Source organism: Pseudomonas sp. HD6422, assembly GCF_025377065.1.
Taxonomy (GTDB): Bacteria; Pseudomonadota; Gammaproteobacteria; order Pseudomonadales; family Pseudomonadaceae; genus Aquipseudomonas; species Aquipseudomonas putida_U.
Map to the genome: position 1 here is coordinate 27801 of NZ_JAHWIW010000026.1, position 23934 is coordinate 51734.

Genomic DNA, 23934 nt, shown 5'->3' on the forward strand with positions numbered 1-23934 from the left:
ATCCGGGGGATCCGGCTTGTCGGTGAACGTCGGTCGCGGGTGATCAGGCTTCGTGATCTTCCCAGTCTCGGGTGCGCTCGACCGCCTTCTTCCAGCCGGCATAGAGCTTTTCTTTGTGGGCCTCGTCAAGCTGCGGGCTGAACTCGCGCTCGATGATCGCCTTGTTGCGCAACTCGTCCAGGCCGCTCCAGAAGCCACAGGCAAGGCCAGCCAAGTACGCTGCGCCAAGTGCTGTGGTCTCACGCATTTTCGGGCGTTCGACGCAGGTGCCGAGGATGTCGGCCTGGAACTGCATCAGGAAGTTATTAGCCACTGCACCGCCATCCACGCGCAGCTCCGACAAGCGCTCGCCGCAATCCTGTTGCATGGCGTCAAGGACATCGCGGGTCTGATAGGCGATCGATTCGAGTGCCGCCCGGATGATGTGGTCGACTTTCACTCCGCGAGTCAGTCCAAACAGTGCGCCGCGGGCATAAGGGTCCCAGTACGGGGCGCCGAGGCCGGTGAATGCCGGCACCAGATAGACTCCGTTGCTGTCCTTGACCTTGCTGGCGAAGTACTCGGTGTCCAGGGCGTCGTTGACGATCTTCAGTTCGTCGCGCAACCACTGCACAGTGGAGCCGCCGTTGAATACCGCACCTTCCAGGGCATAGGCCACCTCGCCCCGAGGACCGCAGGCGATGGTGGTGAGCAGACCATGGGACGACTTCACCGCCTTGTCACCGGTGTTCATCAGCAGGAAGCAGCCGGTGCCGTAGGTGTTCTTGGCCTGGCCGGGCTCTACGCACATCTGGCCGAACAGTGCCGACTGCTGGTCGCCGGCGATACCGGCGATGGCGATACCGCTCTTGGTGTGGCCGTAGATTTCCGAGGACGGGCGGACCTCGGGCAGCATCTGCCGGGGGATGCCGAGAATCTCCAGCAGCCTCTCGTCCCACTGCAGGCTATGGATGTTGAACATCAGGGTGCGCGAGGCGTTGGTGTAGTCGGTGACATGCACTTTGCCGCCGGAGAATTTCCAGATCAGCCAGGTATCGATGGTGCCGAACAGCAATTCGCCGCGTTCGGCGCGCTCACGCACGCCTTCCACGTTGTCGAGGATCCATTTCAGCTTGGTGCCGGAGAAGTAGGGATCGGTGACCAGGCCGGTGGTTTCGCGAATGTAATCCTCATGCCCATCGCGCTTGAGCTGGGCGCAGATTTCGGTGCTGCGGCGGCACTGCCAGACGATGGCGTTGTACACCGGGCGACCGCTTTCCTTGTCCCAGACCACCGTGGTTTCACGCTGGTTGGTGATGCCCAACGCCGCGACTTGAGCATGGCTGATGCCTGCCTGGGCCAGCGCCTCGACCATGGTCGCGCTTTGCGTGGCGAAGATCTCCATGGGATCGTGCTCGACCCAACCGGCTTGCGGGTAGTGCTGGGCGAACTCGCGCTGGGAGGTGCCGACCACGTTGGCATCACGATCGAAAATGATGGCTCGCGAGCTGGTGGTGCCCTGGTCCAGGGCGATGATGTAGTTCTTATCCTGGGTATCTGTCATGGTCATAGGCCTTGCAAATGAGGAGGTCGGGGGCGTGTAGGATGGCCAGGTCAATTGACCTGGGCATCGGCCCGGCGATTGTCGTTCGGTTCAGCGTCAGCGTCCGGTGCCTGCGGCAAGTTGCGGGCAATCAGGCCGCGATAGATGGCTGCACCCAGGCATGCGCCCAGGATCGGTGCGAACACCGGTACCAGGAAATAAGGAACGCTGCGTCCACCCGTGAAGGCGATTTCGCCCCAACCGGCGAAGAAAGTCATTAGTTTTGGGCCAAAATCGCGGGCGGGATTCATCGCGAATCCGGTCAGCGGGCCCATGGCGCTGCCGATCACTGCGATCAGCAAACCAATCAGCAGCGGCGCCAGCGGGCCGCGTGGCAGGCCATTGTTATCGTCGGCAAGGGCCATGATCACTGCCATGAGGATAGCGGTGATCACCACTTCGACCAGAAACGCCTGGCCGATGGAGAGCGCAGGGTGTGGGTAGGTGGAGAACACCGAAGCCAGCTCCAGGCTGGCCGGGCTGCCGCGCAACATGGCGTGGGCTTGTTCGAAGTCGAAGAACAGGTTGCTGTACAGGGTGTACACCAACGCGGCACCACAGAAGGCGCCGGTGACCTGCGCGAGAATGTAGAAGGGCAGTTTGCGGCGTTCGAACCCACTGAACACCGTCAGCGCGATGCTCACCGCCGGGTTCAGGTGCGCACCGGACACACCGGCGGTGAAGTAGATCGCCATGCTGACCCCCACCCCCCAGATGATGCTGATTTCCCAAAGCCCGAAGCTGGCGCCCGCGACTTTGAGGGCGGCGACGCAGCCGGTTCCGAAGAAGATGAGGAGCGCGGTGCCGAGAAATTCCGCCAGGCACTGGCTGGACAGCGTAGGTTGGCGCAGAGCAGTCGTCATGTATGACCTCGTTTGTTTTTGTTGTGAGGCACGTGGCGCTCGACAGCAATGCCCGGTATCGATCCCCATTGAGACCGGGCAGATGTTGAAATATGCACATTTTGAGTGCACTGATTATTCACAAACGAAAAAATATAGACAAGAAACGCTGATGTCAAAGGTCGAAAGTGAACGCTCGGTCACGATTTGGCCCCGCATCACGGGTGCATATCCCGCCCTAGACGCATTGCTGCGTGTCTGGTTGGCTGGCGGGCGGGATTTGCCCTAAAGTAGCCGCCGACCTGTACCAGATCGGAGCACCACATGACCCCAGCCCTCGACCTGCTCAAGAAGGTGCGCGCCAAACACCGGGTGCGCAGCTACGAGCACGACCCCAAGTCGGCCTCTTATGGGCTTGAAGCGGCAGAAAAGCTTGGCCTGGATCCACGCCAGGTGTTCAAGACGTTGCTGGCGGCCAGCGAAAAGGGCGAATTGCTCGTGGCGGTCGTGCCGGTGGGCGGCACCCTGGACCTCAAGGCCCTGGCCCAGGCCGCCGGGGTGAAGAAGTGCGAAATGGCCGACCCGATGGCGGCGCAACGCGCCACTGGCTACTTGGTCGGAGGCATCAGCCCGCTGGGACAGAAGAAACGCTTACGCACGTTCATCGATCAATCGTCGCAAGACTTTTCGACCATTCATGTCAGTGCTGGGCGGCGAGGCTTGGAAGTGGAACTGGCCGCGGCGGTGCTGGCCGAGCATACCCAGGGGGTGTTTGCCGGGATCGGTCGGGAATGAAGGAGCCTGGAGCTGCGGCGCAGCCCCAGGTCATAGGATCAGCTGGCTGAGCTGTAACGGCGCACGCTGGTTTCCTGGCGCGACAGTTGGGCGGCGACACTGCCCGGTACCGGGAACAGCACCAGGTGATCGGCGGCCACACTGATGCCGACCTCGTCGCCAACCTGGTGATCGATATGGCTTGGGAAGATCGCCTCCAACTGGCTGCCGGTGGGCAATTGCAGGCGGTACAGGGTCGAGGCACCAAGAAAGCTCTTGCCAGTGATGCTGGCACGCAGGCCACTGTTGGGGGCGTACACGATGTCGTCGGGGCGCAGCAACACGTCCACCGAGCTGCCGGGTGCCATGGTATAGGCGCGGTTGCCACGCAGCTCGCCCAGCTCGGTATTGACCGCTTCGTGACTGCTCATCTGGCCGCGAATGAAATAGCCCTGGCCGACGAAGCTGGCGACGAAGGGGGTCTGCGGTTCATGGTAAAGGTTGTAGGGGGTATCCCATTGCTCCAGGCGGCCTTCCTTGAACACCCCGACGTGATCGCTGACGGCAAAGGCTTCTTCCTGGTCATGGGTGACCAGGATCGCACTGGTGCCTCGGTTCTTGAGAATGTCACGTACCTCGTGACTCAAGCGCCGGCGCAGCTCGACATCAAGGTTGGAAAACGGCTCGTCGAGCAGCAGCAACTGGGGTTCCGGGGCCAGAGCGCGAGCAAGCGCCACCCGCTGTTGCTGGCCGCCGGAAAGTTCATGCGGATAGCGTCCGCCCAAGCCGCCGAGCTTGACCAGTTCCAGCATCTCATCGATCACCTCACCCTGCCGGGGATGTTTGGCGATGCCGAAGGCGATGTTCTGGGCCACCGTGAGGTGAGGAAACAGTGCATAGTCCTGGAACACCATGCCGATCCGGCGTTTTTCCGGCGCAAGCGTGAACCCGGCTCGGGATATGACTTCGCCCGCCAGCTGGATTTCACCGGCATGCACTGGCTCGAAGCCGGCGATGGCGCGCAGGGTGGTGGTCTTGCCGCAACCGGAGGAACCCAGCAGGCAACCGATGTCGCCTGCGTTCAGGTGCAGATTGAGGTTCTGGACGATGCGCTGGTCGCCATAGCCGCAGGCAAGGTCGCGCAAGTTGAGCAGTAGGGTTTGACTCATGCGTGGTGGTAAGCCGGTTCTACAAGGAATTCGAGAAGGGCCTTCTGCGCATGCAGGCGGTTCTCAGCCTGGTCCCAGGCGACCGAGCGAGGGTCGTCGAGCAGGTCCTGGCTGATTTCCTCGCCGCGGTGGGCGGGCAGGCAATGCATGAACAGGGCGTCGGGTGCCGCCAGGTCGAGCAGTTCGCGGGTGACCTGATAAGGCGCGAAATGCGCCAGGCGCCGTGCAGTTTCCTCTTCCTGCCCCATGGAAGTCCATACGTCGGTGGTCACCAGGTGCGCGCCCCTCACCGCTTCACGCGGATCGCGGACGATCTGTACGCGCTCGCCACCCAGGGCCAGGAAGCGTGGATCGGGCTCATAGCCTTCCGGACAGGCGATGCGCAGCTGGAAATCGAACTGCACGGCTGCTTCGATGTAGGAGTTGCACATGTTGAAGCCGTCACCGACCCAGGCCACGGTCTTGCCCTGGATGGCGCCACGGTGCTCGAGGAAGGTCTGCATGTCGGCCAGCAGTTGGCAGGGATGCGACTCGTCGGACAGTCCGTTGATCACAGGGACGCGGGAATTGGCGGCGAACTCGGTCAAGGTGGCGTGGGCATGGGTACGAATCATCACGGCGTCGAGCATGCGCGACATGACGATGGCACTGTCGCTGATCGGCTCGCCGCGGCCCAGTTGGGTGTCGCGTGGCGAGAGGAAGATCGCCTGGCCGCCGAGTTGGATCATGCCGGCTTCGAACGACAGGCGGGTACGCGTCGAGGATTTCTCGAAGATCATGCCCAGCACCCGGTTCTTCAGCGGTTCGAACAGTACGCCGCGGTTACGCAGGTCCTTCAGCTCGATGCCTCGACGGACCACGGCGAGCAATTCGTCAGCGGTGAAATCCATCAGGGAGAGAAAGTGCCTAGCGCTCATGTTTGACTACCTTATCTGCAACGGTATGCAGGTCGACCGTATGGTTTTTTTTGACAACGGGAGTGACCTGCGGCGTAAGCCGCACGGGGCGGACGAAATAGGGAAAGGCGCAATACTATAATTAAATGTCGCCTGAAACCAAGGGGGAGAACAGCATCACTGTTGCAAGGGGTGTCATGACAGGCAGTGTCGACGCTGTTCTTTATTTGCTACAGAGGTTTGTACACGGCTTGTCGCCGATTTGGCAAATGCGTGTCGCCAATGACCAGCCTGATGTCGCCTGATTCACGGCGCAAAGCGCACTGGCCGGGGGTCTGGCCTGAGCGCATAGTCGTGGCTGGACAACCACGAGGCCGAGGCGGCCATGACCAAGACCCTTCACCACCGCGCCTGTCATCTGTGCGAAGCGATTTGTGGATTGAACATCGAAGTCGGTCGAGACGACGACGGGCGGTCGCGCATTCATTCGATCAAGGGTGACCCCGAGGACCCCTTCAGCCGAGGACATATCTGCCCCAAGGCGGTCGCGTTGCAGGATATCCAGGACGACCCGGATCGTCTGCGCCAACCCCACAAGCGCGTTGGCTCGCAGTGGCAAGCCATCGGCTGGGACGAAGCCTTCGAACTGGCTGCCGAGCGGCTCTGGGCAATTCAGCAGGCCCATGGGCGCAATGCCGTGGCGGTCTACCAGGGTAATCCGAGCGTGCACAACTACGGCCTGATGACCCATAGCAACTATTTCCTTGGCCTGCTCAAGACCCGCAATCGCTTCTCGGCCACCTCGGTCGACCAATTGCCGCAACATCTGACCAGTCATCTCATGTACGGTCATGGCCTGCTGCTGCCGATTCCGGACATCGACAGTACCGATTTCATGCTCATCCTGGGCGGTAATCCGCTGGCCTCCAACGGCAGCATCATGACCGTCCCGGATGTCGAAAAGCGCCTCAAGGCCCTGCGCGCTCGCGGTGGCCGACTGGTGGTGGTAGACCCACGACGCAGCGAAACAGCAGCGATCGCCGACAGCCACTTGTTCATCCGGCCCGGTGGCGACGCCGCGCTGTTATGCGGCTTGCTCCACACCTTGTTCGATGAGGGCCTGGTCCGCGGCTCGCACCTGCCGATCGCAGGGTTGCAGGCGTTGCGCTCTGGCATTGCAGCGTTCGATGCCGAGTCGATGAGTGCGCATTGCGGCATCGACGCGGCCAGCATACGCCAGCTGGCCCGCGACTTCTCGGCGGCTGACAAAGCGGTCTGTTATGGCCGCATGGGCGTCTCGACCCAGTCTTTCGGCACGCTGTGTCACTGGCTGGTGCAGGTGATCAACCTGGTCACGGGCAATCTTGATCGAGAGGGTGGGGCGCTTTGCACCGAACCGGCGGTGGACCTGGTGGCGAGTACCTCGGGGGGGCATTTCAATGCCTGGCAGAGCCGCGTCTCCGGTTTGCCTGAATATGGCGGTGAGCTGCCGGTGGCCGCTTTGGCCGAGGAAATCCTCACCCCCGGCGAAGGCCAGGTGCACGCCCTGGTGACGGTGGCGGGTAACCCGGTGCTGTCCACGCCCAATGGGCGGCAGTTGGACAAGGCATTGGAAGGGCTGGAGTTCATGCTCAGCATCGACCTGTACATCAATGAAACCACCCGCCATGCCGACCTGATCCTGCCCTCGACCTCGGCGTTGGAAAACGATCATTACGACACGACCTTCAACCTGCTGGCGGTACGCAACGTCACCCGCTTCAACCGGGCGATCCTGGACAAGCCGGAGGGTGCGCTGCACGACTGGGAAATCTTCGTCGGCCTGGCCCAGGCCTTTGCCAAACGGGCCGGGCTGGAGCTCAAGCCGACCGTCCCGCCGGCGCGGATGATCGATCAAGCCCTACGCAGTGGGCGCTATGGTCAGGATTCGGCCTGGAATCTGTCCCTGCAGGCATTGGACCACTACCCCCATGGGCTCGACCTTGGACCACTGCGTGCCAACCTCGCGGCACGCCTGGCGACGGCCAGTAGAGCGGTCGAGGTCGCACCGCAGGTGTTGCTGGACGATCTGCAGCGGCTGGGCCGGCAGGCCCCCGCTGCACCCGACGAACTGCTGTTGATCGGACGCCGCCATGTGCGCAGCAACAATTCATGGATGCATAACTTCCACCGCCTGGTAAAAGGCAAGCCGCGTCATCATTTGCTGATGCACCCATTCGACCTGCAGCAACGGCGCTTGCAGGATGGCCAGCGGGTCGTCGTGCGTTCGCGTACGGGGACGTTGGAAGTCGAGGTGCAGGCGTGCGAGGACATGATGCCTGGGGTGGTCAGCCTGCCCCATGGATTCGGCCACGGACGCCAGGGCGTGAGGTTGCAGGTGGCCCAGACGCAACCTGGGGTGAGTGCCAACGACCTGACCGATGAACGTCTGCGCGATCGGGTATCGGGCAACGCGGCGCTCAATGGCGTCCCTGTGCAGGTCGGTGCCGCTTGATGAACGGTAAGGCCGAGCATGCTGATCGGGTTTCCGTTACAATGCGTCACCGTGCCGACATTTGCGTCGGAAAGTTCAGCCGAGGTGCTACATGGATATCATCGAAACGATCAAAGAGCAGATTGCCAACAACACCATTCTGCTTTACATGAAAGGCTCGCCGAATGCTCCGCAGTGCGGCTTCTCTGCGCGTGCTTCGCAGGCCGTGATGGGTTGTGGCGAGAAGTTCGCCTACGTCGACATCCTGCAGAACCCGGAAATCCGCGCCAACCTGCCCAAGTACGCCAACTGGCCGACCTTCCCACAGCTGTGGGTTGCCGGTGAGCTGGTCGGTGGCAGCGACATCATGCTGGAAATGTTCGAAAAGGGTGAGCTGCAGACCCTGATCAAGGACGCTGCCGCCAAGGCCAAGGCTTCCGAAGCCTGATCCTCATTCCCGAGGCATGAAAAAACCCGCCATGAGCGGGTTTTTTCATGCCTCGAGTCAGCGTGTGCGAATCATTCTTCGCCCATCTGCGACTGCAGGTAGTTCTCGATGCCGATCTTGTCGATCAGCCCCAGCTGAGTTTCCAGCCAGTCGATGTGTTCTTCCTCGGACTCCAGAATGTCCTCGAGCAGATCACGCGAACCGAAGTCGCCTTGTGTTTCGCAATGGGCGATGGCCGCCTTGAGGTCGACCAGGCCTTTCTGCTCGATCTTGAGGTCGCACTCGAGCATTTCCTTGGTGTGTTCGCCGATCAACAACTTGCCGAGGTCCTGAACGTTAGGAATGCCTTCGAGGAACAGAATACGCTTGATCAGTTTGTCAGCGTGCTTCATCTCGTCGATGGATTCCTTGTACTCGTGCTTGCCGAGCTTGTTCAGGCCCCAGTCTTCGTACATACGGGCGTGCAGGAAATACTGGTTGATTGCGACCAGCTCGTTTCCGAGGATCTTGTTGAGATGCTGGATGACGCTTACGTCGCCTTTCATTGCGGGTTCCTGCCCTTGAGATGAGTGCCAATGCAGGAAGTTTGAGCCCGATAGTAAGGGCTGTCAAACCTAAGTTCTTGAATAATAAGTGAAAATTAATAGGAATAAGAATGTTTGTGAACCGCGTTGGTAGCCTAACTTATTGAATTTAAGGCATAAAAAAACCGGACGCAGGGTCCGGTTCTTTGAAATCGGGCAATTCAGGCAGCGGTGAATTCCACAGGGTAGGGCAGGGCCGCCTGTTGGCTTACCTGCACACTCGTCAGGGTCTCGCGCACCACCTCTTTGGCCAAGCAAGCGCATTTGCCGCATTGGCTGGCGACGCCGGTCGCGGCTCGAACTTCCTTGTAGCTGCAGCATCCTTCATAGATCGCATCGCGGATCTGGCCGTCGGTCACGCCGACACAAAGACACACATACATAAAGTCGGACCATCGCTGGTTGAGTCGATGGGTTGGAGAGTAATGGTAATGAGAATGCTTGTCAAAGGGCTTTGCGGGAGCGCCGTGCTTGAGCGACCGGCGGTTCGATTCGGCCTGTCATGAGAAGCCGTGTATGATGGTCGGCCTTTGTTGGATGTCTGGCCTTTCCGCTTGGCCCGGCAAACGGTTCTTCACCCTCATCAGGAGATTACAATGAGCGTACTCGTTGGCAAACAAGCCCCCGATTTCACCGTCCCGGCCGTCCTCGGTAACGGCGAGATCGTCGACAGCTTCAACCTGGCCTCGGCCATCAAGGGCAAGTACGGCCTGGTGTTCTTCTACCCGCTGGACTTTACCTTCGTCTGCCCGTCCGAGCTGATCGCCCTGGACAACCGCATCCCTGACTTCGCCGCCCGTGGCGTGGAAGTGATCGGTGTCTCGATTGACTCGCACTTCACCCACAACGCCTGGCGTAACACCCCGGTCAACAATGGCGGCATCGGTCAGGTCAAGTACACCCTGGCTGCCGACATCTCCCACGAAATCTGCAAGGCCTACGACGTCGAGTCCGAAGGCGGTGTAGCGTTCCGTGGTGCCTTCCTGATCGACAAGAACGGCGTTGTCCGTTCGCAGATCGTCAACGACCTGCCACTGGGCCGTAACATGGACGAGCTGCTGCGTCTGGTCGACGCCCTGCAGTTCCACGAAGAGCACGGCGAAGTCTGCCCTGCCAATTGGAAGAAAGGCGACCAGGGCATGACCGCTTCGCCAGAAGGCGTCGCTGCTTACCTGAGCGAGAACGCCGGCAAGCTGTAATTGCCGAGCGCATAAAAAAACCGGCCTCGATGGCCGGTTTTTTTTGCTTCAAGGTGCAGCTTCAATCGTTGAAGTCGCGCCAGCCGCCCATTTCTTTCCAGCGGTTGACGATGCCGCAGAACAGTTCGGCGGTCTTCTCGGTATCGTAGCGTGCCGAGTGCGCCTCACGACCATCGAAGTCGATATCTGCGCTCTGACAGGCTCGCGCCAATACGGTTTGGCCATAAGCCAGTCCGGCCAGGGTGGCTGTATCGAAGCTGGAGAACGGGTGGAACGGATTGCGCTTGATGTCGTTGCGTGCCACTGCCGCGTTGAGGAAACCCAGGTCGAAGCTGCTGTTGTGGCCGACCAGGATTGCCCGCTTGCAACCGTTGGCCTTGAGCGCTTTGCGCACGCCACGGAAGATGTCGGTCAGGGCGCTTTCCTCGCTCACTGCCATGCGCAGGGGATGGTCCAGCTTGATGCCGGTGAACTCCAGCGCTGCCGGCTCGATATTGGCGCCTTCGAACGGCTCGACCCGGAAGAAATAGGTGTGCTCCGGGAACAGGAAGCCTTTCTCGTCCATGCCGATGGTCACCGCGGCGATTTCCAGCAAGGCATCGGTGGCGCTGTTGAAGCCGCCGGTCTCGACGTCCACCACTACCGGCAGATAGCCGCGGAAGCGTTCGGCCATGGGGTGGCGTGAAGCGCTGCCCGACTGGACATCCTGATCGTCTTCGTAGAGGTCTTCGCTCACGCGTTGTCCTCCAGCAGGCGCCAACGCAGTTGCTCGCCCGCGCGCAGCGGCACCACGGTCTGCTCGCCGAACGGCAGGCTGTCCGGGGCGGTCCACTCCTCGCGGACCAGGGTGATGGTGTCGGTGTTCGCCGGCAGGCCGTAGAAGGCAGGGCCGTGGAGGCTGGCAAAGCCTTCGAGTTTATCCAGTGCGTTGCGTTGTTCGAACGCTTCGGCGTACAACTCGATCGCCGCATAGGCGGTGTAGCAACCGGCGCAACCGCAGGCGTTTTCCTTGGCGTGGCGTGCGTGCGGGGCGGAGTCGGTGCCCAGGAAGAACTTCGGATTGCCGCTGGTGGCCGCGTCCAGCAACGCCACCTGGTGGGTGTTGCGCTTGAGGATCGGCAAGCAATAGAAGTGCGGGCGGATGCCGCCAACCAGCATGTGGTTGCGGTTGTAAAGCAAGTGTTGGGCGGTGATGGTGGCGCCGACGTTGGCCGGGGCCTCGCTGACGAACTGCGCGGCGTCGGAGGTGGTGATGTGCTCGAACACCACCTTCAGGGTCGGGAAACGCTCGACGACACGGCGCAGATGCTCGTCGATGAAGCGCTTCTCGCGGTCGAACACGTCGATCTCGCTGCGCGTGACTTCACCGTGCACCAACAACGGCATGCCAGTTTCGGCCAGTGCCTCGAGCGCGGGGAAAATATTGTCGATGCTGGTCACGCCGGAGTCGGAGTTGGTGGTGGCGCCGGCCGGGTACAGCTTGGCGGCGTACACGAAGCCACTGGCCTTCGCTGCACGGACGTCCTCTGGGCTGGTGCGGTCGGTGAGGTACAGCACCATCAGCGGCTCGAAGCGGCTGCCGGCCGGGCGAGCGGCGAGGATGCGCTCGCGATAGGCGCCGGCTTCTTCGGCATTGCGTACCGGCGGAACCAGGTTGGGCATGATGATGGCACGGGCGAAGGTACGCGCCACATCGCCAACGGTATGAGGCAGGACGGCACCATCACGCAGATGGATGTGCCAGTCGTCGGGACGCAGGAGGGTCAGGCGATCGGACATTGGGGATTCCAGGCGGGTCGAACTCAAGGACCAATGCTACCGGAAAACCCTGGGCCGAGCACGGGCTTCAAGTTTTCCGCCAAGCGCCCGATAGCCTCCAGGTAAGCCGTCAAATAAGTGGAGCCGCCCGTGCGCCAGCGTTATCTAGCCCTGTTCACCTTGTTCGCCAGCATTCCGGCGGGCGCGCTGACCTTCCAGACCCGCATGGAAAATGTCGCCTGGACGGTCGAAGGCGATCAGTTCGAATGTCGCCTGATCCAGCCGATCGACGGCTTCGGCAGTGGCGAGTTCGTGCGTCGGGCAGGTGAACAGCCGGTGTTCCAGCTGCGCTCGGCCAGCAATGTGCTGGGTGCCGGCTCTGCCACCTTGCTGGCAGCGGCCGCGCCTTGGCAGCCGGGGCGTGGCGATGTCAATTTGGGCGTGGTGCGCATGTCCCGCACCGGCGTGTTGTTCACGTCATCCCAAGGCCAGGCCAGCCGATTGATCAATGGCCTGCTCGATGGGCGCAGCACGGTGGTGCGCAATTACACCGGCGAAGGCGGCAGGGCAATGGAAGTGCGGGTGTTGCCAGTCAGCTTCAGCAAAGCCTACAACGACTATCAAGCCTGCGCGGCCAAGATGCTGCCGATGAACTTTGACCAGATCCGCCAGACCCAGGTCGGCTTCCCCGGTGGCGGTATCGAGCTGGATGCCTCGGCTCGGGCGCGGCTGGACGTGATTCTCGATTACCTGAAGGCCGATCCTTCGGTGAATCACATCGAGCTCAATGGTCACTCCGACAACAGCGGCAACCGCTTGACCAACCGCGATACCTCGCGCCGACGCGCGCTGGCCGTGGCCGATTACTTCAAGGCCCATGGCGTGCCGGAAGAGCAGATCGTCGTGCGCTTCCATGGGGAGCGCTATCCGCTGGTCAGGAACAACAGTGCCGCGAACCGGGCACGCAACCGCCGGGTGAACATCGAGCTCGATCGCGTGGCGCCGGTCGAGAAGCCCGCTCAACCCGCCCAAGCGGCGCCCGCGGCCGACGCCAAAGCCTCGCAACCGCCAGCGAAATCGTCCTGATCGGCCGTCCGTCGCACCTTCGACAGATACTGTCGCTTTGTCGTCAGAAGCTGTCGCCCCACTGTAAATTCGTGCGCAAGACCGGTAGAATCGACCGCTTTCCGTACAACCCCGTGGAGTGATGGCATGGCGGACGTAAAAAAGGTCGTACTGGCGTATTCCGGCGGCCTTGATACTTCGGTGATTCTCAAGTGGCTGCAAGATACCTACGACTGCGAAGTGGTGACCTTCACCGCTGACCTGGGCCAGGGCGAAGAGGTCGAGCCAGCCCGCGCCAAGGCCCAGGCGATGGGCGTCAAAGAGATCTACATCGATGACCTGCGCGAAGAATTCGTGCGTGACTTCGTGTTCCCGATGTTCCGCGCCAACACCGTCTACGAAGGCGAGTACCTGCTGGGTACTTCGATCGCCCGTCCGCTGATCGCCAAACGCCTGATCGAAATCGCCAACGAAACCGGCGCAGACGCCATTTCCCATGGCGCTACCGGTAAAGGCAACGACCAGGTTCGTTTCGAGCTGGGTGCCTACGCACTCAAGCCAGGCGTCAAGGTCATCGCCCCATGGCGTGAGTGGGACCTGCTGTCCCGCGAGAAGCTGATGGACTACGCCGAGAAGCACGGCATCCCGATCGAGCGTCACGGCAAGAAGAAATCGCCTTACTCGATGGACGCCAACCTGCTGCACATCTCCTACGAGGGCGGTGTCCTGGAAGATACCTGGACCGAGCACGAGGAAGACATGTGGCGCTGGAGCGTCTCCCCGGAGAACGCCCCTGACCAGGCGACTTACATCGAGCTGACCTACCGCAACGGTGATATCGTCGCCATCGACGGCGTCGAGAAGACCCCGGCGACCGTGCTGGCCGATCTCAACCGCATTGGTGGTGCCAACGGTATCGGTCGCCTCGACATCGTCGAGAACCGCTATGTCGGCATGAAGTCCCGTGGTTGCTACGAAACCCCGGGCGGCACCATCATGCTCAAGGCCCACCGTGCGATCGAATCGATCACCCTGGACCGTGAAGTCGCTCACCTCAAAGACGAGCTGATGCCCAAGTACGCCAGCCTGATCTACACCGGTTACTGGTGGAGCCCGGAGCGTGTGATGCTGCAGCAGATGATCGACGCTTCGCAGGTCAACGTGAACGGCGTAGTGCGTCTGAAACTGTACAAGGGCAATGTCACCGTGGTGGGTCGCAAGTCCGACGACTCGCTGTTCGACGCCAACATCGCGACCTTCGAAGAAGATGGCGGCGCCTACAACCAGGCTGACGCCGCTGGCTTCATCAAGCTCAACGCTCTGCGCATGCGTATTGCTGCCAACAAGGGCCGTTCGCTGCTCTGAGGCATTGCTGCTGTACCGACCCCGGCTCAGGCCGGGGTTTTTTTTTGTGTCTGCCCCAGGCCGCTCAGAGCGTTTCCGCTGTCGCCTCACCGGGCAATTTGCTAAGTGAAAAATGGATGCATTGGCGTGTCTCAAGGTTGCAGAAAACCCACTGGCAGGTATGCCCACCAGGCTGAGCCAGGGAGTGACAGATTTGGCTCTCGATCATTCGTTGCGCTGCAGGTCCTGTCAGTGTAACGGTGAACGGCGCGCTGGACGCTGCCTCGCTGGCCTCTATCATTCGCTCGGCGAGCGCATCGCGGCTCGCTTGATTGCGTTTCGCAGTGGCCTGGCGCGGGTCAGGCTTGTAGAACGATTTGTAGTTGAAGTTCAGCGTAATGAAGAACAGCGCCGTCAGGAAAAAGGGGAAGCCCACCAGAAACCAGGTATACAGCGCTTGGCTGTGTTCGCTGAGAAACGGCAATGTAGCCAGCGCGGAAGCCTCGGCTATCCCGGCGAAGATCGCAATGATCGTGAGTGGGGCGACTGGTTGTAAACGGGCCAAGGATACAGCCTCCGTCAGTGTGTCCGACTATCGATAGCCCTTATGTCGGCCGCACTGAAGTGCCAAGGCTTTCCTGTAGCTGAACGCTTTCCCGGTAACTTTCCAACGTTGAAGCGGAAACGAAAAATCCTTCACGCCGGTGCTGCTATGGCAACTGGGCCGGTTCCCGTAGCTTTGTTAGCGTTTAGTCAGTTCATGGAAGAAGTGGAAAACAGATTGTTTTCCATGAGTCGCGTGTAGGAATTTTCTCTGAGTTATGTAGGTTTTATCTATTCGTGCGTTTAAGCAGGGGATGGTTACGCGCTTAGGGGGGTTGCTCGGTTATTGTGGCGGCTCGTGACTAATAAAATCGTTGAATGGATATCGCATGAATAAAGTCGTTATTGTGGATGATCATCCGGTCATACGCCTGGCCGTACGCATGCTGATGGAGCGGCATGGATACGATATCGTCGGCGAGACCGACAACGGTGTGGCAGCCTTGCAACTGGTGCGGGAATATCTGCCGGATATCGTGGTACTGGATATCGGCATACCCAAGTTGGATGGCCTGGAGGTCATCACCCGTGTCACGGGGGTCAGCCCACGTAGCCGGGTACTGGTCCTGACATCGCAGGCCCCAGGGCATTTTTCGATGCGGTGCATGCAGGCGGGTGCTGCAGGGTATGTCTGCAAGCAACAGGAACTCACCGAGCTACTCAGCGCAATCAAGGCGGTGCTTTCCGGATATAGCTATTTCCCCAACCAGGCCCTGCACAAAACGCGTGGCCGACTGGGTGGCTGCAGTGAAACGGAAATGGTCGACCGCCTTTCGGCCCGCGAGATGACGGTGCTGCAACAACTCGCCAGGGGCCGGTCCAACAAGGAAATTGCCGAAAGCATGTTTCTCAGCAACAAGACGGTCAGCACCTACAAGACTCGCTTGTTGCTGAAGCTCAATGCCCGTTCGCTGGTCGACCTGATCGAGCTCGCCCAGCGTCATGGTCTGGCATGACCGACACCCGACATCGCTCGGAAAGCCCCCGTTGGCGGCTTTCCTGCAGGTTTAGAGGTCGTAGTCGAAATCGGCCAGTTGCTTTTGCAGGCGACGCTCTTCCAGCAGGTTATCGATGGTGCGTCGCTTGCTCAGGTTGGTCTTCGCCGTTTCCACCTGAGGCTCTGCGTCGTCATCGACGATATCAATGTCATCTTCGATCGACAGGTCTTCTTTGTCGGTACTCATGATTCGCTCCAAGCCAAGGGGCCATTGGCCGTCCTTATAGCGAGAAAGCGAAGCCTGGTAAAAAAGATTTTTTCAATCGCCACTACCGCTTTTTTACTATCGGCTCAATCGTCGGAAGTCTTCTGTTTGAATTCGCACAGATCCTCTATCCGGCAACTTCCACAGCGCGGCTTGCGCGCCTGGCAAACGTAGCGCCCATGGAGAATCAGCCAGTGGTGGGCGTCCAGCAGATAATCCTTGGGTACGAACTTGATCAGTTTGCGCTCGACCTCCAGTACGGTTTTGCCGGGGGCGATGCCGGTACGGTTGCTGACCCGGAAAATATGCGTGTCCACCGCCATGGTCGGTTGACGGAAAGCGGTGTTGAGTACCACGTTGGCGGTCTTGCGGCCAACCCCCGGCAATGCCTCCAGGGCTTCGCGAGTTTGTGGAACCTCGCCACCGTGACGTTCGATGAGCAGGCGGCACGTCTCGATCACGTTCTTGGCCTTGCTGTTGTACAGACCGATGGTCTTGATGTACTGGCTCAGGCCCTCGACTCCCAGGGCGTAAATGGCCTCGGGGGTATTGGCGACCGGGAACAGCCGAGCCGTGGCCTTGTTGACCCCAACGTCGGTCGATTGCGCCGACAAAGTCACGGCAACCAGCAATTCGAAAGGTGTGGTGTAGGCCAGCTCGGTCTTCGGGTCGGGATTGTCTTCGTGCAGCCTGCGAAAGATCTCGAGGCGTTTTGCGGCATTCATGGGGTCAGGGCTTTCCTTCACGGCTTGGTCGGGCAATGCCCGTTTTCGTTCGATTGTACAAGGCCAGGAGTAATCCGAGCAGTATCAATGCGCCTGGCGCAAGGCCTGCCAACTGCAGGCCTGCCCAATGTCCAAGCCACTGGCGGCAGGCGCCGAGCAGCAGGCTGCTGCCCAGCAGGCTACCCAGGTACAGCGCCAGCGGTCGCCAGCCGCGGGTTCTGCCGAGCAGGTGCTCGACCAGTAGGCATTGCACGGCGAACAGCACTGGCCAATGCCCAAGTGCTATGGCCAGAGGCAGGTTCCAAGTGGCGAGGGCCAACTGCAGGCAACTGCTGAGGGCGGCCAGGATTACCAGGCTGGCCAGACGGCAGGCACCGCTGCTTAGTCGGCGGCGCAGCGGTGCCACAAATGCTTGGTGCAGTGCCGTCAGGCAAACGGCGTACAGGCCGAACAGGCAGCCTTGAGCCAAGGTCTGGGTGGCTCCCAGCAGAGGCACGAGGCCGACGGCGAGCAGATAAAGACTAGTCATGGTCGGAGTTGCCCAGCAGCGCATGGCGGTGTTGATCGAAGTAGCTCAGGGCCTCGCGCAGTGCTGTCATCACCGCTCGGGATGTGACTGTGGCACCGGCCAGCTGGTCGAAGTCGCCGCCGTCACGCCTGAGGGACCAATGGTCTGTCGACCGGTGTCCGGCGAACTGCGTCAGCCAAGCCAGTTGCGGTTCGCCAAGACGCCCGCCGAGCCCCGGCGTTTCCTGTTGCCCGATGACACGACTGGCCAATAGGCGGCCGTCGGGCGCGATGGCGATGCTCAGGGTGATGGGGCCGGTATAGCCTTGGATCTGGCTGATCAGCAGGATCGCCTTGGGCCGATTGGCCAGGGTCGCGAGGTAGCCCGCCTGGAGGCGGCTGTTGGGTAGCTGCGATTCCGCCAGCGCGAGCGGGGCATCCAGTGGACGATTGTCATAGCTGTGTGCAGGCAGCACGGCCAGTCGCTGCTCGGTTTGCAGCTGGACCTGGGCACGGGCCCTGGCGGGTTCGGTCCAGTGTCGCCAGGCCAGCGTTGCCGACACTGCCAGCGCGGTTATCACGAGCAGGCCGAGGATATTACGTCCGTGGTTGTTCATGGCGCCACCTGCTGGCGGCGCATGGCGAGGCGTTCGAGGCTCGGTACGGCCAGGTTCATCAACAGCACCGCAAAAGCGGTACCATCGGGGTAATTGCCCCAGGTGCGGATGAGATAGATCAGCAGCCCGGCGGCAAATCCGTACAGCAGCTTGGCCAGCGCGGCCCGTGGCGCCGAGACCGGTTCGGTAATGATGAAGAAGGCACCCAGCATCGTCGAGCCGGAGAACAGGTGAAGCAGGGGGGAGCCATTGGAGTCGGACCCCGAGCCGTTCCAGGCCAGTAGGCTGAACAGGGCCAAACCCGCCAGCAGGCCCGCGGGTGCGTGCCAGGTGATGACTTTGCGTTGCAGCAGTACCAGTCCGCCGAGCAGGAACCCAAGGTTGGCCCACTCGCTACCGCGTCCGCCGACGGTGCCAAAACCGGGATGACGGGTGAACAGCTCATCGATCGTCAGGCTGCGGTTATGACGCAGGCCATCGAGTACCGTGGGTTGAGCCCAGGCATCGGCCTGTTGGCCGCTGCCGAATACCGCTTGCCAGGTATCGAGCAAACCGTGCGCCTGGTCGGGCCAGTGATTCATCTGCAGGGGGAAGCTCAGCAGGACGAAGGCATAGCCCACCATGGCCGGGTTGAACAGGTTGCGGCCCACCCCCCCAAAGGCCTGTTTGCCCACGCCAATGGCGACGGCTGCGGCGGTCACGGGTAGCCACCAGGGGGCGCCTGGGGGCAATGCGGCAGCCAGCAATACGGCAGTGACCAGCGCGCTCGTGTCGGCGAGGGCGGTGCCGATGGGGCGTTGGCGCCACGCCAGCAACAGCGCTTCGCTGGCCACGGCGGACAGTGAGCACAGCAACAAATTCACCGCGACACCCCAACCGTACTGCCAGAGCAAGGCCAGCACGCCGGGAATGCATGCCAGCAGTACCAAGACCATGGTCTGGCGTAAGCGCTGGGCATCGCTGCGTTGTGTCTGGCTCATGGCCTGAGCAACCCGCTGAGTCCGCTGAACGCCATGGTCATCACGCCGACGCCGAGCAATTCGATGGGCAATCCACGCAGGCAGGTTGGCACGTCGTCGTGTCGGGTGCGCTGACGCAGGTCGTCGAACAGAACCAGCGCCAACCACAAGCCTAGGCCGCCCAATACGGCGCAGCCCAACGTCGTCAGCCAGCTTCCAGTGTTTTCGCCAAGCTGCAGAATCAACCCTAGCACCAGCACGTTTATCGCCAGCGGCTGTTGCGCAGATCGATCCCCCCAGGCAAGGCCCAATCGGGTCAAGGCATGCGGCATTGTCCAGCCAAGCAGAGCCAGCCAGGGCAGCAGTATGAACAGACGCAGGTCTTGCAGGTGCCAGGGCGTCAGCAGCCAGGCGTCGAGCAGATAGCCACTGCTGACGCCGAGGGCGACGTAAAGCGCACAGAACAGCCCCAACCCATGGCGATCGGTTGCGCAGGTGTTGGTGGCCAGGTGATTGATCAGCACGGCGCTGACCAGCAGCAAGACGGCATCGTTCATGGCAATTACGATAGTCGTCCGTGGGCAGGTGTGTCGTCTTGGCGCGACGGGTGAAAGCAAAGCCCCGGCACTGAGGCCGGGGCTTGGGGCTTACTTGATGCGTTGACCTGGTTTGGCACCGCTGTCGGGGCTAAGCAGGTAGATCTCTTCGCCACCTGGGCCGGCTGCCATGACCATGCCCTCGGAAATGCCGAAGCGCATTTTTCGCGGTTTGAGGTTGGCCACCATCATGGTCAAGCGGCCTTCCAACTGCGACGGGTCGGGATAGGCCGACTTGATGCCGGAGAACACATTGCGGCGCTCGTCACCGATGTCCAGGGTCAGTTGCAGCAGCTTGTCGGCACCGGCAACCGCCTCGGCCTTGACGATCAGCGCCACGCGCAGGTCGACGGCGGCAAAGGTATCGAATTCGATCTCGGCCGACAGTGGATCCTTGGCCAGCTCGCCGTTACCCGCAGGTACTGCAGTCTGGGTAGCGGCCAGGTCTTCCTTGCTGGCGGCGACCATCGCCTCGACCTTGGCCGGCTCAATGCGGCTCATGAGCGGTTTGAAGGCGTTCAGCGTGTGGTTTTCCAGGCGTGACAGGTGATCGTTCCAGGTCAGTGGCGCCACATTGAGGAAGGCCTCGGCATCTGCGGCGAGTACCGGCAACACCGGCTTGAGGAAGATCACCAGTTGGCGGAACAGGTTGATACCTTGGGCGCAGATCGCCTGAACCTCGGCCTGCTTGCCGTCCTGCTTGGCCAACGACCAGGGTGCTTTGTCGGCGATCCAGGCGTTGGCGCGGTCGGCCAGCGCCATGATTTCGCGCATGGCGCGGGCGAAGTCGCGCCCTTCGTAGGCCTCGGCGATCGACGGCGCGGCGGCCAGGAAGGCTTCGGTCAGTTCCGGGGCGGCGTCGCCTGCCACCAGTACACCGTCATTGCCCTTGTGCACGAAGCCGGCGCAACGGCTGGCAATGTTGACGACCTTGCCGACCAGGTCGGAGTTGACCTTCTGCACGAAGTCTTCGAGGTTCAGGTCCAGGTCGTCGACGCCCCGGCCCAGTTTGGCTGCGTAGTAGTAACGCAGGTATTCAGGCTGCAGATGGTCCAGGTAGGTGCGCGCCTTGATGAAGGTGCCCCGCGACTTGGACATCTTGGCGCCATTGACGGTCAGGTAGCCATGCACGTTGATGCCGTTGGGCTTGCGGTAACCTGCGCCCTCGAGCATGGCTGGCCAGAACAGGGCGTGGAAGTTGACGATGTCCTTGCCGATGAAGTGGTACAGCTCGGCTTTGGAATCGGCATTCCAGAACGCGTCGAAGTCCAGCTCCGGACGACGCGCGCAGAGGTTCTTGAAGCTGGCCATGTAGCCGATCGGCGCATCCAGCCAGACGTAGAAGTACTTGCCAGGCTCGCCGGGGATCTCGAAGCCGAAGTACGGCGCGTCACGGGAGATGTCCCACTCCTGCAGGCCCGAGTCGAGCCATTCGGCCAGCTTGTTGGCCACGGCGTCCTGCAGGGTACCGCTGCGGGTCCACTGCTGCAGCATGGCCTGGAAGTCGGGCAGCTTGAAGAAGAAGTGCTGGGAGTCGCGCAGTACCGGGGTCGCCCCGGAAATCGCCGACTTGGGATTCTTCAGTTCGGTGGGCGCGTAGGTCGCCCCGCACTTCTCGCAGTTATCGCCGTACTGGTCTTCGGCCGCGCACTTGGGGCAGGTGCCCTTGATGAAGCGGTCGGCCAGGAACATGCCTTTTTCCGGGTCGTAGTACTGGGTGACCGAACGGGTGGCGATGTGCCCGGCATCTTTCAGACGGGTGTAGATGAGCGTGGACAGCTCGCGGTTTTCTTCGCAGTGGGTCGAGTGGAAGTTGTCGAAGTCGACCAGGAAATCGGCGAAGTCAGCGCTGTGCTCGGCCTGGACATCGGCAATCAATTGCTCCGGGGTGATGCCTTCCTTTTCGGCGCGCAGCATGATGGCCGAGCCGTGGGCGTCGTCGGCGCAGACGTAGATGCACTGGTTCCCGCGCAGCTTCTGGAAGCGCACCCACATGTCCGTCTGAATGTACTCGAGCATATGGCCAAGGTGAATGGATCCATTGGCATAGGGCAGGGCGCTGGTAACGAGAATCTGACGTGGCTCGGACATGGTGGCTCGGCTACTTATCTGGCGACGGGGTAAAAAACAGGTTGATCGGCCACTATAAAGGGCCGGCGAAGATATTTCACCCCAAGGACGCATCTGCTGACGATTGACGGGTTAGGATAGGCGCCTGATTCACTTACTCGTTTGCCAATGGGAGTCTCCATGAGTGCCGTCACCCGTGCCGCCGTCGAAGGTGTGCTTCGCCAGTACACCGACCCCTATCTGAACCAGGACCCGGTCAGCGCCGGGTGCGTGCGCACCCTCGACATCCAGGGAGGCAAGGTCACCGTCCAACTGCAGCTGGGCTACGCGGCCGGCCTGTTCAAGGGCGGTTGGGCGCAGGTATTGCGCACCGCCATCGAAAACCTCGACGGCGTCGACAGCGCCGACGTGTCGATCGACTGCGTGATTGCCGCGCACAAGGCTCAGGCCCAGGTGCCGGGAATGGCCAACGTGAAGAACATCGTCGCGGTCGCCTCGGGCAAGGGCGGTGTCGGCAAGTCCACTACCGCAGCCAACCTGGCGCTGGCCCTGGCCCGTGAGGGCGCCCGGGTGGGGATTCTCGATGCCGACATCTACGGTCCCAGCCAAGGTGTGATGTTCGGCATCGCCGAGGGGACCCGGCCGCAGGTGCGCGAACAGAAGTGGTTCGTGCCGATCAAGGCCCATGGTGTGGAAGTCATGTCGATGGCCTTTCTCACCGATGACAACACGCCCATGGTCTGGCGCGGGCCCATGGTCTCGGGCGCGCTGCTGCAACTGGTGACCCAGACCGCCTGGGACGACCTTGACTACCTGGTGATCGACATGCCGCCAGGCACCGGCGACATTCAGCTGACCCTGGCGCAGAAAGTCCCGGTGGCCGGCTCGGTAATCGTCACCACCCCTCAGGACCTGGCATTGCTCGACGCCAAGAAGGGCGTGGAGATGTTCCGCAAGGTCAACATCCCGGTGCTGGGTGTGGTGGAGAACATGGCCGTGCACATCTGCTCGAACTGCGGCCATGCCGAGCATCTGTTCGGCGAGGGCGGCGGGGAGAAGCTGGCGGCCCAATACGGCGTCGAACTGCTGGCCTCGCTGCCGTTGTCGATGCTGATCCGCGAGCAGGCCGACAGCGGCAAGCCCACGGCCATTGCCGAGCCGGAGAGCCAGATCGCCTTGGTCTACCAGGAACTGGCACGTCAGGTCGGAGCGCGGATCGTGCTGCAGGAGGCGGCCGCGCCAGCGATGCCGAGCATTACCATCAGCGAGGACTGATGTGCCAGGGTGGTCGCCGGCTGACTGGCGATCACCCTGCAGCGGTTTTCGACCAGAATGAAAAAACCCGCCAGAAGGCGGGTTTTTTTGAAAGCGAGGAAGCGAGATCGACTTAGGCGATCTGAACTTCTTCAGCCTGCATGCCTTTCTGGCCGCGGGTAGCGACGAAAGTAACAGCCTGGCCTTCTTTCAGGGTTTTGAAGCCGTCAGCTTGGATGGCTTTGAAGTGCACGAACAGGTCGTCGCCCGACTGAGGGGTGATGAAGCCGTAGCCCTTCTCATCGTTGAACCACTTGACGGTACCGGATTGACGGTTGGACATTTTTCTGTCTCCTTGGACAAAGTTGATTACGGTCAGGAAAAAACCTGCCCGGGACTGAGCGCAAAGAGAGCAGAAAATTCAGCGATGGGCCGATCAGGATCGTGCATCAAACTAGAGATTCTCGGTGTCACGTGCAGCACAGTGGCGCCACCTTAACCCACTTTCCGCGGCCTGCCAATGGCCAGAAGACGCTTTAGAGAAATTCGGATCGGCGGCCGTGGCGGCCCCGTCCGGCGCGGGATGCGGCATGGAACTTTAACCTGGGCGCCGGGACCGGTAAGATGCGCGTTGATTTTTTCCCCGCAACTCTTCAGGACTCCCCCCGCCATGAGCATCAAATCGGACAAGTGGATTCGCCGCATGGCGCAGGAACACGGCATGATCGAACCGTTCGTCGAGCGCCAGGTGCGCGGCGAGCACGACAGTCGTGTCATCTCCTTCGGTGTTTCCAGCTACGGCTACGACGTGCGTTGCGCCGATGAATTCAAGGTATTCACCAACATCAATTCGGCCACTGTCGACCCCAAGAACTTCGACGCCGGCAGCTTCGTCGACGTCAAGAGCGACGTCTGCATCATCCCGCCGAACTCCTTCGCCCTGGCCCGCACCGTCGAGTACTTCCGCATTCCGCGCAATGTGCTGACCATCTGCCTGGGCAAGAGCACCTACGCGCGTTGCGGCATTATCGTCAACGTCACGCCCCTCGAGCCGGAGTGGGAAGGTCACGTGACCTTGGAGTTCTCCAACACCACCACGCTGCCGGCGAAGATCTATGCCAACGAAGGTGTCGCACAGATGCTGTTCCTGGAATCCGATGAAGAGTGCGAAGTGTCTTATAAAGACCGTGGCGGCAAGTACCAGGGCCAGCGCGGCGTCACCCTGCCACGCACCTGAGCCGACGAGCGCGGGGAATTCCTTCCCGCA

General features: G+C 61.3%; 26 protein-coding genes. 9 read left to right on the forward strand and 17 right to left on the reverse strand.

The features are described 5' to 3' along the window. Positions 1 to 43: 43 nt before the first annotated feature. On the reverse strand, positions 44 to 1543 hold the full coding sequence (glpK, locus tag KY379_RS18810) for a glycerol kinase GlpK (RefSeq protein WP_133331843.1): 1500 nt from the start codon (positions 1541 to 1543) through the stop codon (positions 44 to 46). Between the two features lie 50 nt (positions 1544 to 1593). After that, a complete protein-coding gene (locus KY379_RS18815) occupies positions 1594 to 2445 on the reverse strand; it encodes an MIP/aquaporin family protein (protein ID WP_133331842.1) in 852 nt (283 codons plus the stop codon). A gap of 303 nt (positions 2446 to 2748) precedes the next feature. Between KY379_RS18815 and ybaK the strand changes: the two genes are divergently transcribed. After that, positions 2749 to 3219, forward strand: a complete 471-nt coding sequence (gene ybaK, locus KY379_RS18820) for a Cys-tRNA(Pro) deacylase (RefSeq protein WP_261241153.1) — start codon at positions 2749 to 2751, stop codon at positions 3217 to 3219. A 38-nt stretch (positions 3220 to 3257) separates the two neighbouring features. Here ybaK and KY379_RS18825 read toward each other — a convergent pair whose 3' ends face one another. Together KY379_RS18825 and argF are read right to left on the reverse strand one after the other, a co-directional pair. After that, a complete protein-coding gene (locus KY379_RS18825) occupies positions 3258 to 4367 on the reverse strand; it encodes an ABC transporter ATP-binding protein (RefSeq protein ID WP_133331840.1) in 1110 nt (369 codons plus the stop codon). Beyond that, positions 4364 to 5284, reverse strand: coding sequence for an ornithine carbamoyltransferase (gene argF, locus KY379_RS18830; protein ID WP_133331839.1), 921 nt, complete (start codon positions 5282 to 5284; stop codon positions 4364 to 4366). The genes KY379_RS18825 and argF overlap by 4 nt, the downstream gene beginning before the upstream one ends. A 364-nt stretch (positions 5285 to 5648) precedes the next feature. On the opposite strand from argF, the gene KY379_RS18835 reads away from it, so the two are divergent. Together KY379_RS18835 and grxD are read left to right on the forward strand one after the other, a co-directional pair. Then, positions 5649 to 7757: a molybdopterin oxidoreductase family protein gene (locus tag KY379_RS18835; protein WP_261241152.1), complete on the forward strand. Its 2109-nt coding sequence runs from the start codon at positions 5649 to 5651 to the stop codon at positions 7755 to 7757. Positions 7758 to 7848: 91 nt separating this feature from the next. Next, entirely contained in the window at positions 7849 to 8184 is a 336-nt protein-coding gene (gene grxD, locus KY379_RS18840; RefSeq protein WP_010952251.1) for a Grx4 family monothiol glutaredoxin, read from the forward strand. A 71-nt stretch (positions 8185 to 8255) separates the two neighbouring features. Here grxD and bfr read toward each other — a convergent pair whose 3' ends face one another. Next, positions 8256 to 8729 (reverse strand): bacterioferritin, encoded by a 474-nt coding sequence (gene bfr / locus KY379_RS18845; RefSeq protein WP_133331837.1) that lies wholly within the window; start codon positions 8727 to 8729, stop codon positions 8256 to 8258. Positions 8730 to 8929: 200 nt separating this feature from the next. Then, on the reverse strand, positions 8930 to 9151 hold the full coding sequence (locus tag KY379_RS18850) for a bacterioferritin-associated ferredoxin (protein ID WP_133331836.1): 222 nt from the start codon (positions 9149 to 9151) through the stop codon (positions 8930 to 8932). 213 nt (positions 9152 to 9364) lie between these two features. Here KY379_RS18850 and KY379_RS18855 point away from each other — a divergent pair, with 213 nt between their 5' ends. Continuing rightward, positions 9365 to 9967 (forward strand): peroxiredoxin, encoded by a 603-nt coding sequence (locus KY379_RS18855; RefSeq protein ID WP_133331835.1) that lies wholly within the window; start codon positions 9365 to 9367, stop codon positions 9965 to 9967. Between the two features lie 61 nt (positions 9968 to 10028). On the opposite strand, the gene rnt is transcribed toward KY379_RS18855, so the two are convergent. After that, on the reverse strand, positions 10029 to 10640 hold the full coding sequence (gene rnt, locus KY379_RS18860) for a ribonuclease T (RefSeq protein ID WP_230385459.1): 612 nt from the start codon (positions 10638 to 10640) through the stop codon (positions 10029 to 10031). Positions 10641 to 10699: 59 nt separating this feature from the next. Then, a complete protein-coding gene (pyrC, locus tag KY379_RS18865; RefSeq protein WP_133331833.1) occupies positions 10700 to 11746 on the reverse strand; it encodes a dihydroorotase in 1047 nt (348 codons plus the stop codon). 129 nt (positions 11747 to 11875) lie between these two features. On the opposite strand from pyrC, the gene KY379_RS18870 reads away from it, so the two are divergent. Together KY379_RS18870 and KY379_RS18875 are read left to right on the forward strand one after the other, a co-directional pair. Continuing rightward, entirely contained in the window at positions 11876 to 12811 is a 936-nt protein-coding gene (locus KY379_RS18870) for a flagellar protein MotY (RefSeq protein ID WP_133331832.1), read from the forward strand. A gap of 126 nt (positions 12812 to 12937) precedes the next feature. Continuing rightward, positions 12938 to 14155, forward strand: coding sequence for an argininosuccinate synthase (locus tag KY379_RS18875; RefSeq protein ID WP_133331831.1), 1218 nt, complete (start codon positions 12938 to 12940; stop codon positions 14153 to 14155). 64 nt (positions 14156 to 14219) lie between these two features. Here KY379_RS18875 and KY379_RS18880 read toward each other — a convergent pair whose 3' ends face one another. Next, positions 14220 to 14699, reverse strand: coding sequence for a hypothetical protein (locus tag KY379_RS18880; RefSeq protein ID WP_261241151.1), 480 nt, complete (start codon positions 14697 to 14699; stop codon positions 14220 to 14222). Between the two features lie 367 nt (positions 14700 to 15066). Here KY379_RS18880 and KY379_RS18885 point away from each other — a divergent pair, with 367 nt between their 5' ends. Beyond that, positions 15067 to 15693 carry a response regulator transcription factor gene (locus KY379_RS18885; protein WP_133331829.1) on the forward strand — a complete coding sequence of 209 codons (627 nt, stop codon included), beginning with the start codon at positions 15067 to 15069 and terminating at the stop codon, positions 15691 to 15693. Between the two features lie 51 nt (positions 15694 to 15744). On the opposite strand, the gene KY379_RS18890 is transcribed toward KY379_RS18885, so the two are convergent. The 7 genes from KY379_RS18890 to metG form a co-directional block, all read right to left on the reverse strand. Next, on the reverse strand, positions 15745 to 15921 hold the full coding sequence (locus tag KY379_RS18890; RefSeq protein ID WP_165976115.1) for a PA3496 family putative envelope integrity protein: 177 nt from the start codon (positions 15919 to 15921) through the stop codon (positions 15745 to 15747). Between the two features lie 104 nt (positions 15922 to 16025). Next, complete coding sequence (gene nth / locus KY379_RS18895) at positions 16026 to 16664, reverse strand: endonuclease III (RefSeq protein WP_133331828.1); 639 nt, start codon at positions 16662 to 16664, stop codon at positions 16026 to 16028. A gap of 4 nt (positions 16665 to 16668) precedes the next feature. After that, on the reverse strand, positions 16669 to 17193 hold the full coding sequence (locus KY379_RS18900; RefSeq protein ID WP_261241150.1) for an Rnf-Nqr domain containing protein: 525 nt from the start codon (positions 17191 to 17193) through the stop codon (positions 16669 to 16671). Further along, a complete protein-coding gene (locus KY379_RS18905; protein WP_261241149.1) occupies positions 17186 to 17788 on the reverse strand; it encodes an RnfABCDGE type electron transport complex subunit G in 603 nt (200 codons plus the stop codon). The genes KY379_RS18900 and KY379_RS18905 overlap by 8 nt, the downstream gene beginning before the upstream one ends. Beyond that, positions 17785 to 18768 (reverse strand): RnfABCDGE type electron transport complex subunit D, encoded by a 984-nt coding sequence (locus KY379_RS18910; RefSeq protein ID WP_133331825.1) that lies wholly within the window; start codon positions 18766 to 18768, stop codon positions 17785 to 17787. The genes KY379_RS18905 and KY379_RS18910 overlap by 4 nt, the downstream gene beginning before the upstream one ends. Continuing rightward, entirely contained in the window at positions 18765 to 19304 is a 540-nt protein-coding gene (locus KY379_RS18915; RefSeq protein ID WP_133331824.1) for an Rnf-Nqr domain containing protein, read from the reverse strand. Before KY379_RS18915 ends, KY379_RS18910 begins: the two co-directional genes overlap by 4 nt. Positions 19305 to 19394: 90 nt before the next feature. Next, positions 19395 to 21434, reverse strand: a complete 2040-nt coding sequence (metG, locus tag KY379_RS18920; protein WP_133331823.1) for a methionine--tRNA ligase — start codon at positions 21432 to 21434, stop codon at positions 19395 to 19397. Positions 21435 to 21593: 159 nt separating this feature from the next. Here metG and apbC point away from each other — a divergent pair, with 159 nt between their 5' ends. After that, positions 21594 to 22688, forward strand: a complete 1095-nt coding sequence (apbC, locus tag KY379_RS18925) for an iron-sulfur cluster carrier protein ApbC (protein ID WP_196173018.1) — start codon at positions 21594 to 21596, stop codon at positions 22686 to 22688. Positions 22689 to 22800: 112 nt separating this feature from the next. Here apbC and KY379_RS18930 read toward each other — a convergent pair whose 3' ends face one another. After that, the gene (locus tag KY379_RS18930; RefSeq protein WP_016488765.1) at positions 22801 to 23010 is read right to left on the reverse strand and encodes a cold-shock protein; all 210 of its coding nucleotides are present in this window, start codon (positions 23008 to 23010) and stop codon (positions 22801 to 22803) included. Positions 23011 to 23337: 327 nt separating this feature from the next. Here KY379_RS18930 and dcd point away from each other — a divergent pair, with 327 nt between their 5' ends. Then, a complete protein-coding gene (dcd, locus tag KY379_RS18935; RefSeq protein WP_012313046.1) occupies positions 23338 to 23904 on the forward strand; it encodes a dCTP deaminase in 567 nt (188 codons plus the stop codon). The last annotated feature ends 30 nt before the right edge of the window (positions 23905 to 23934 follow it).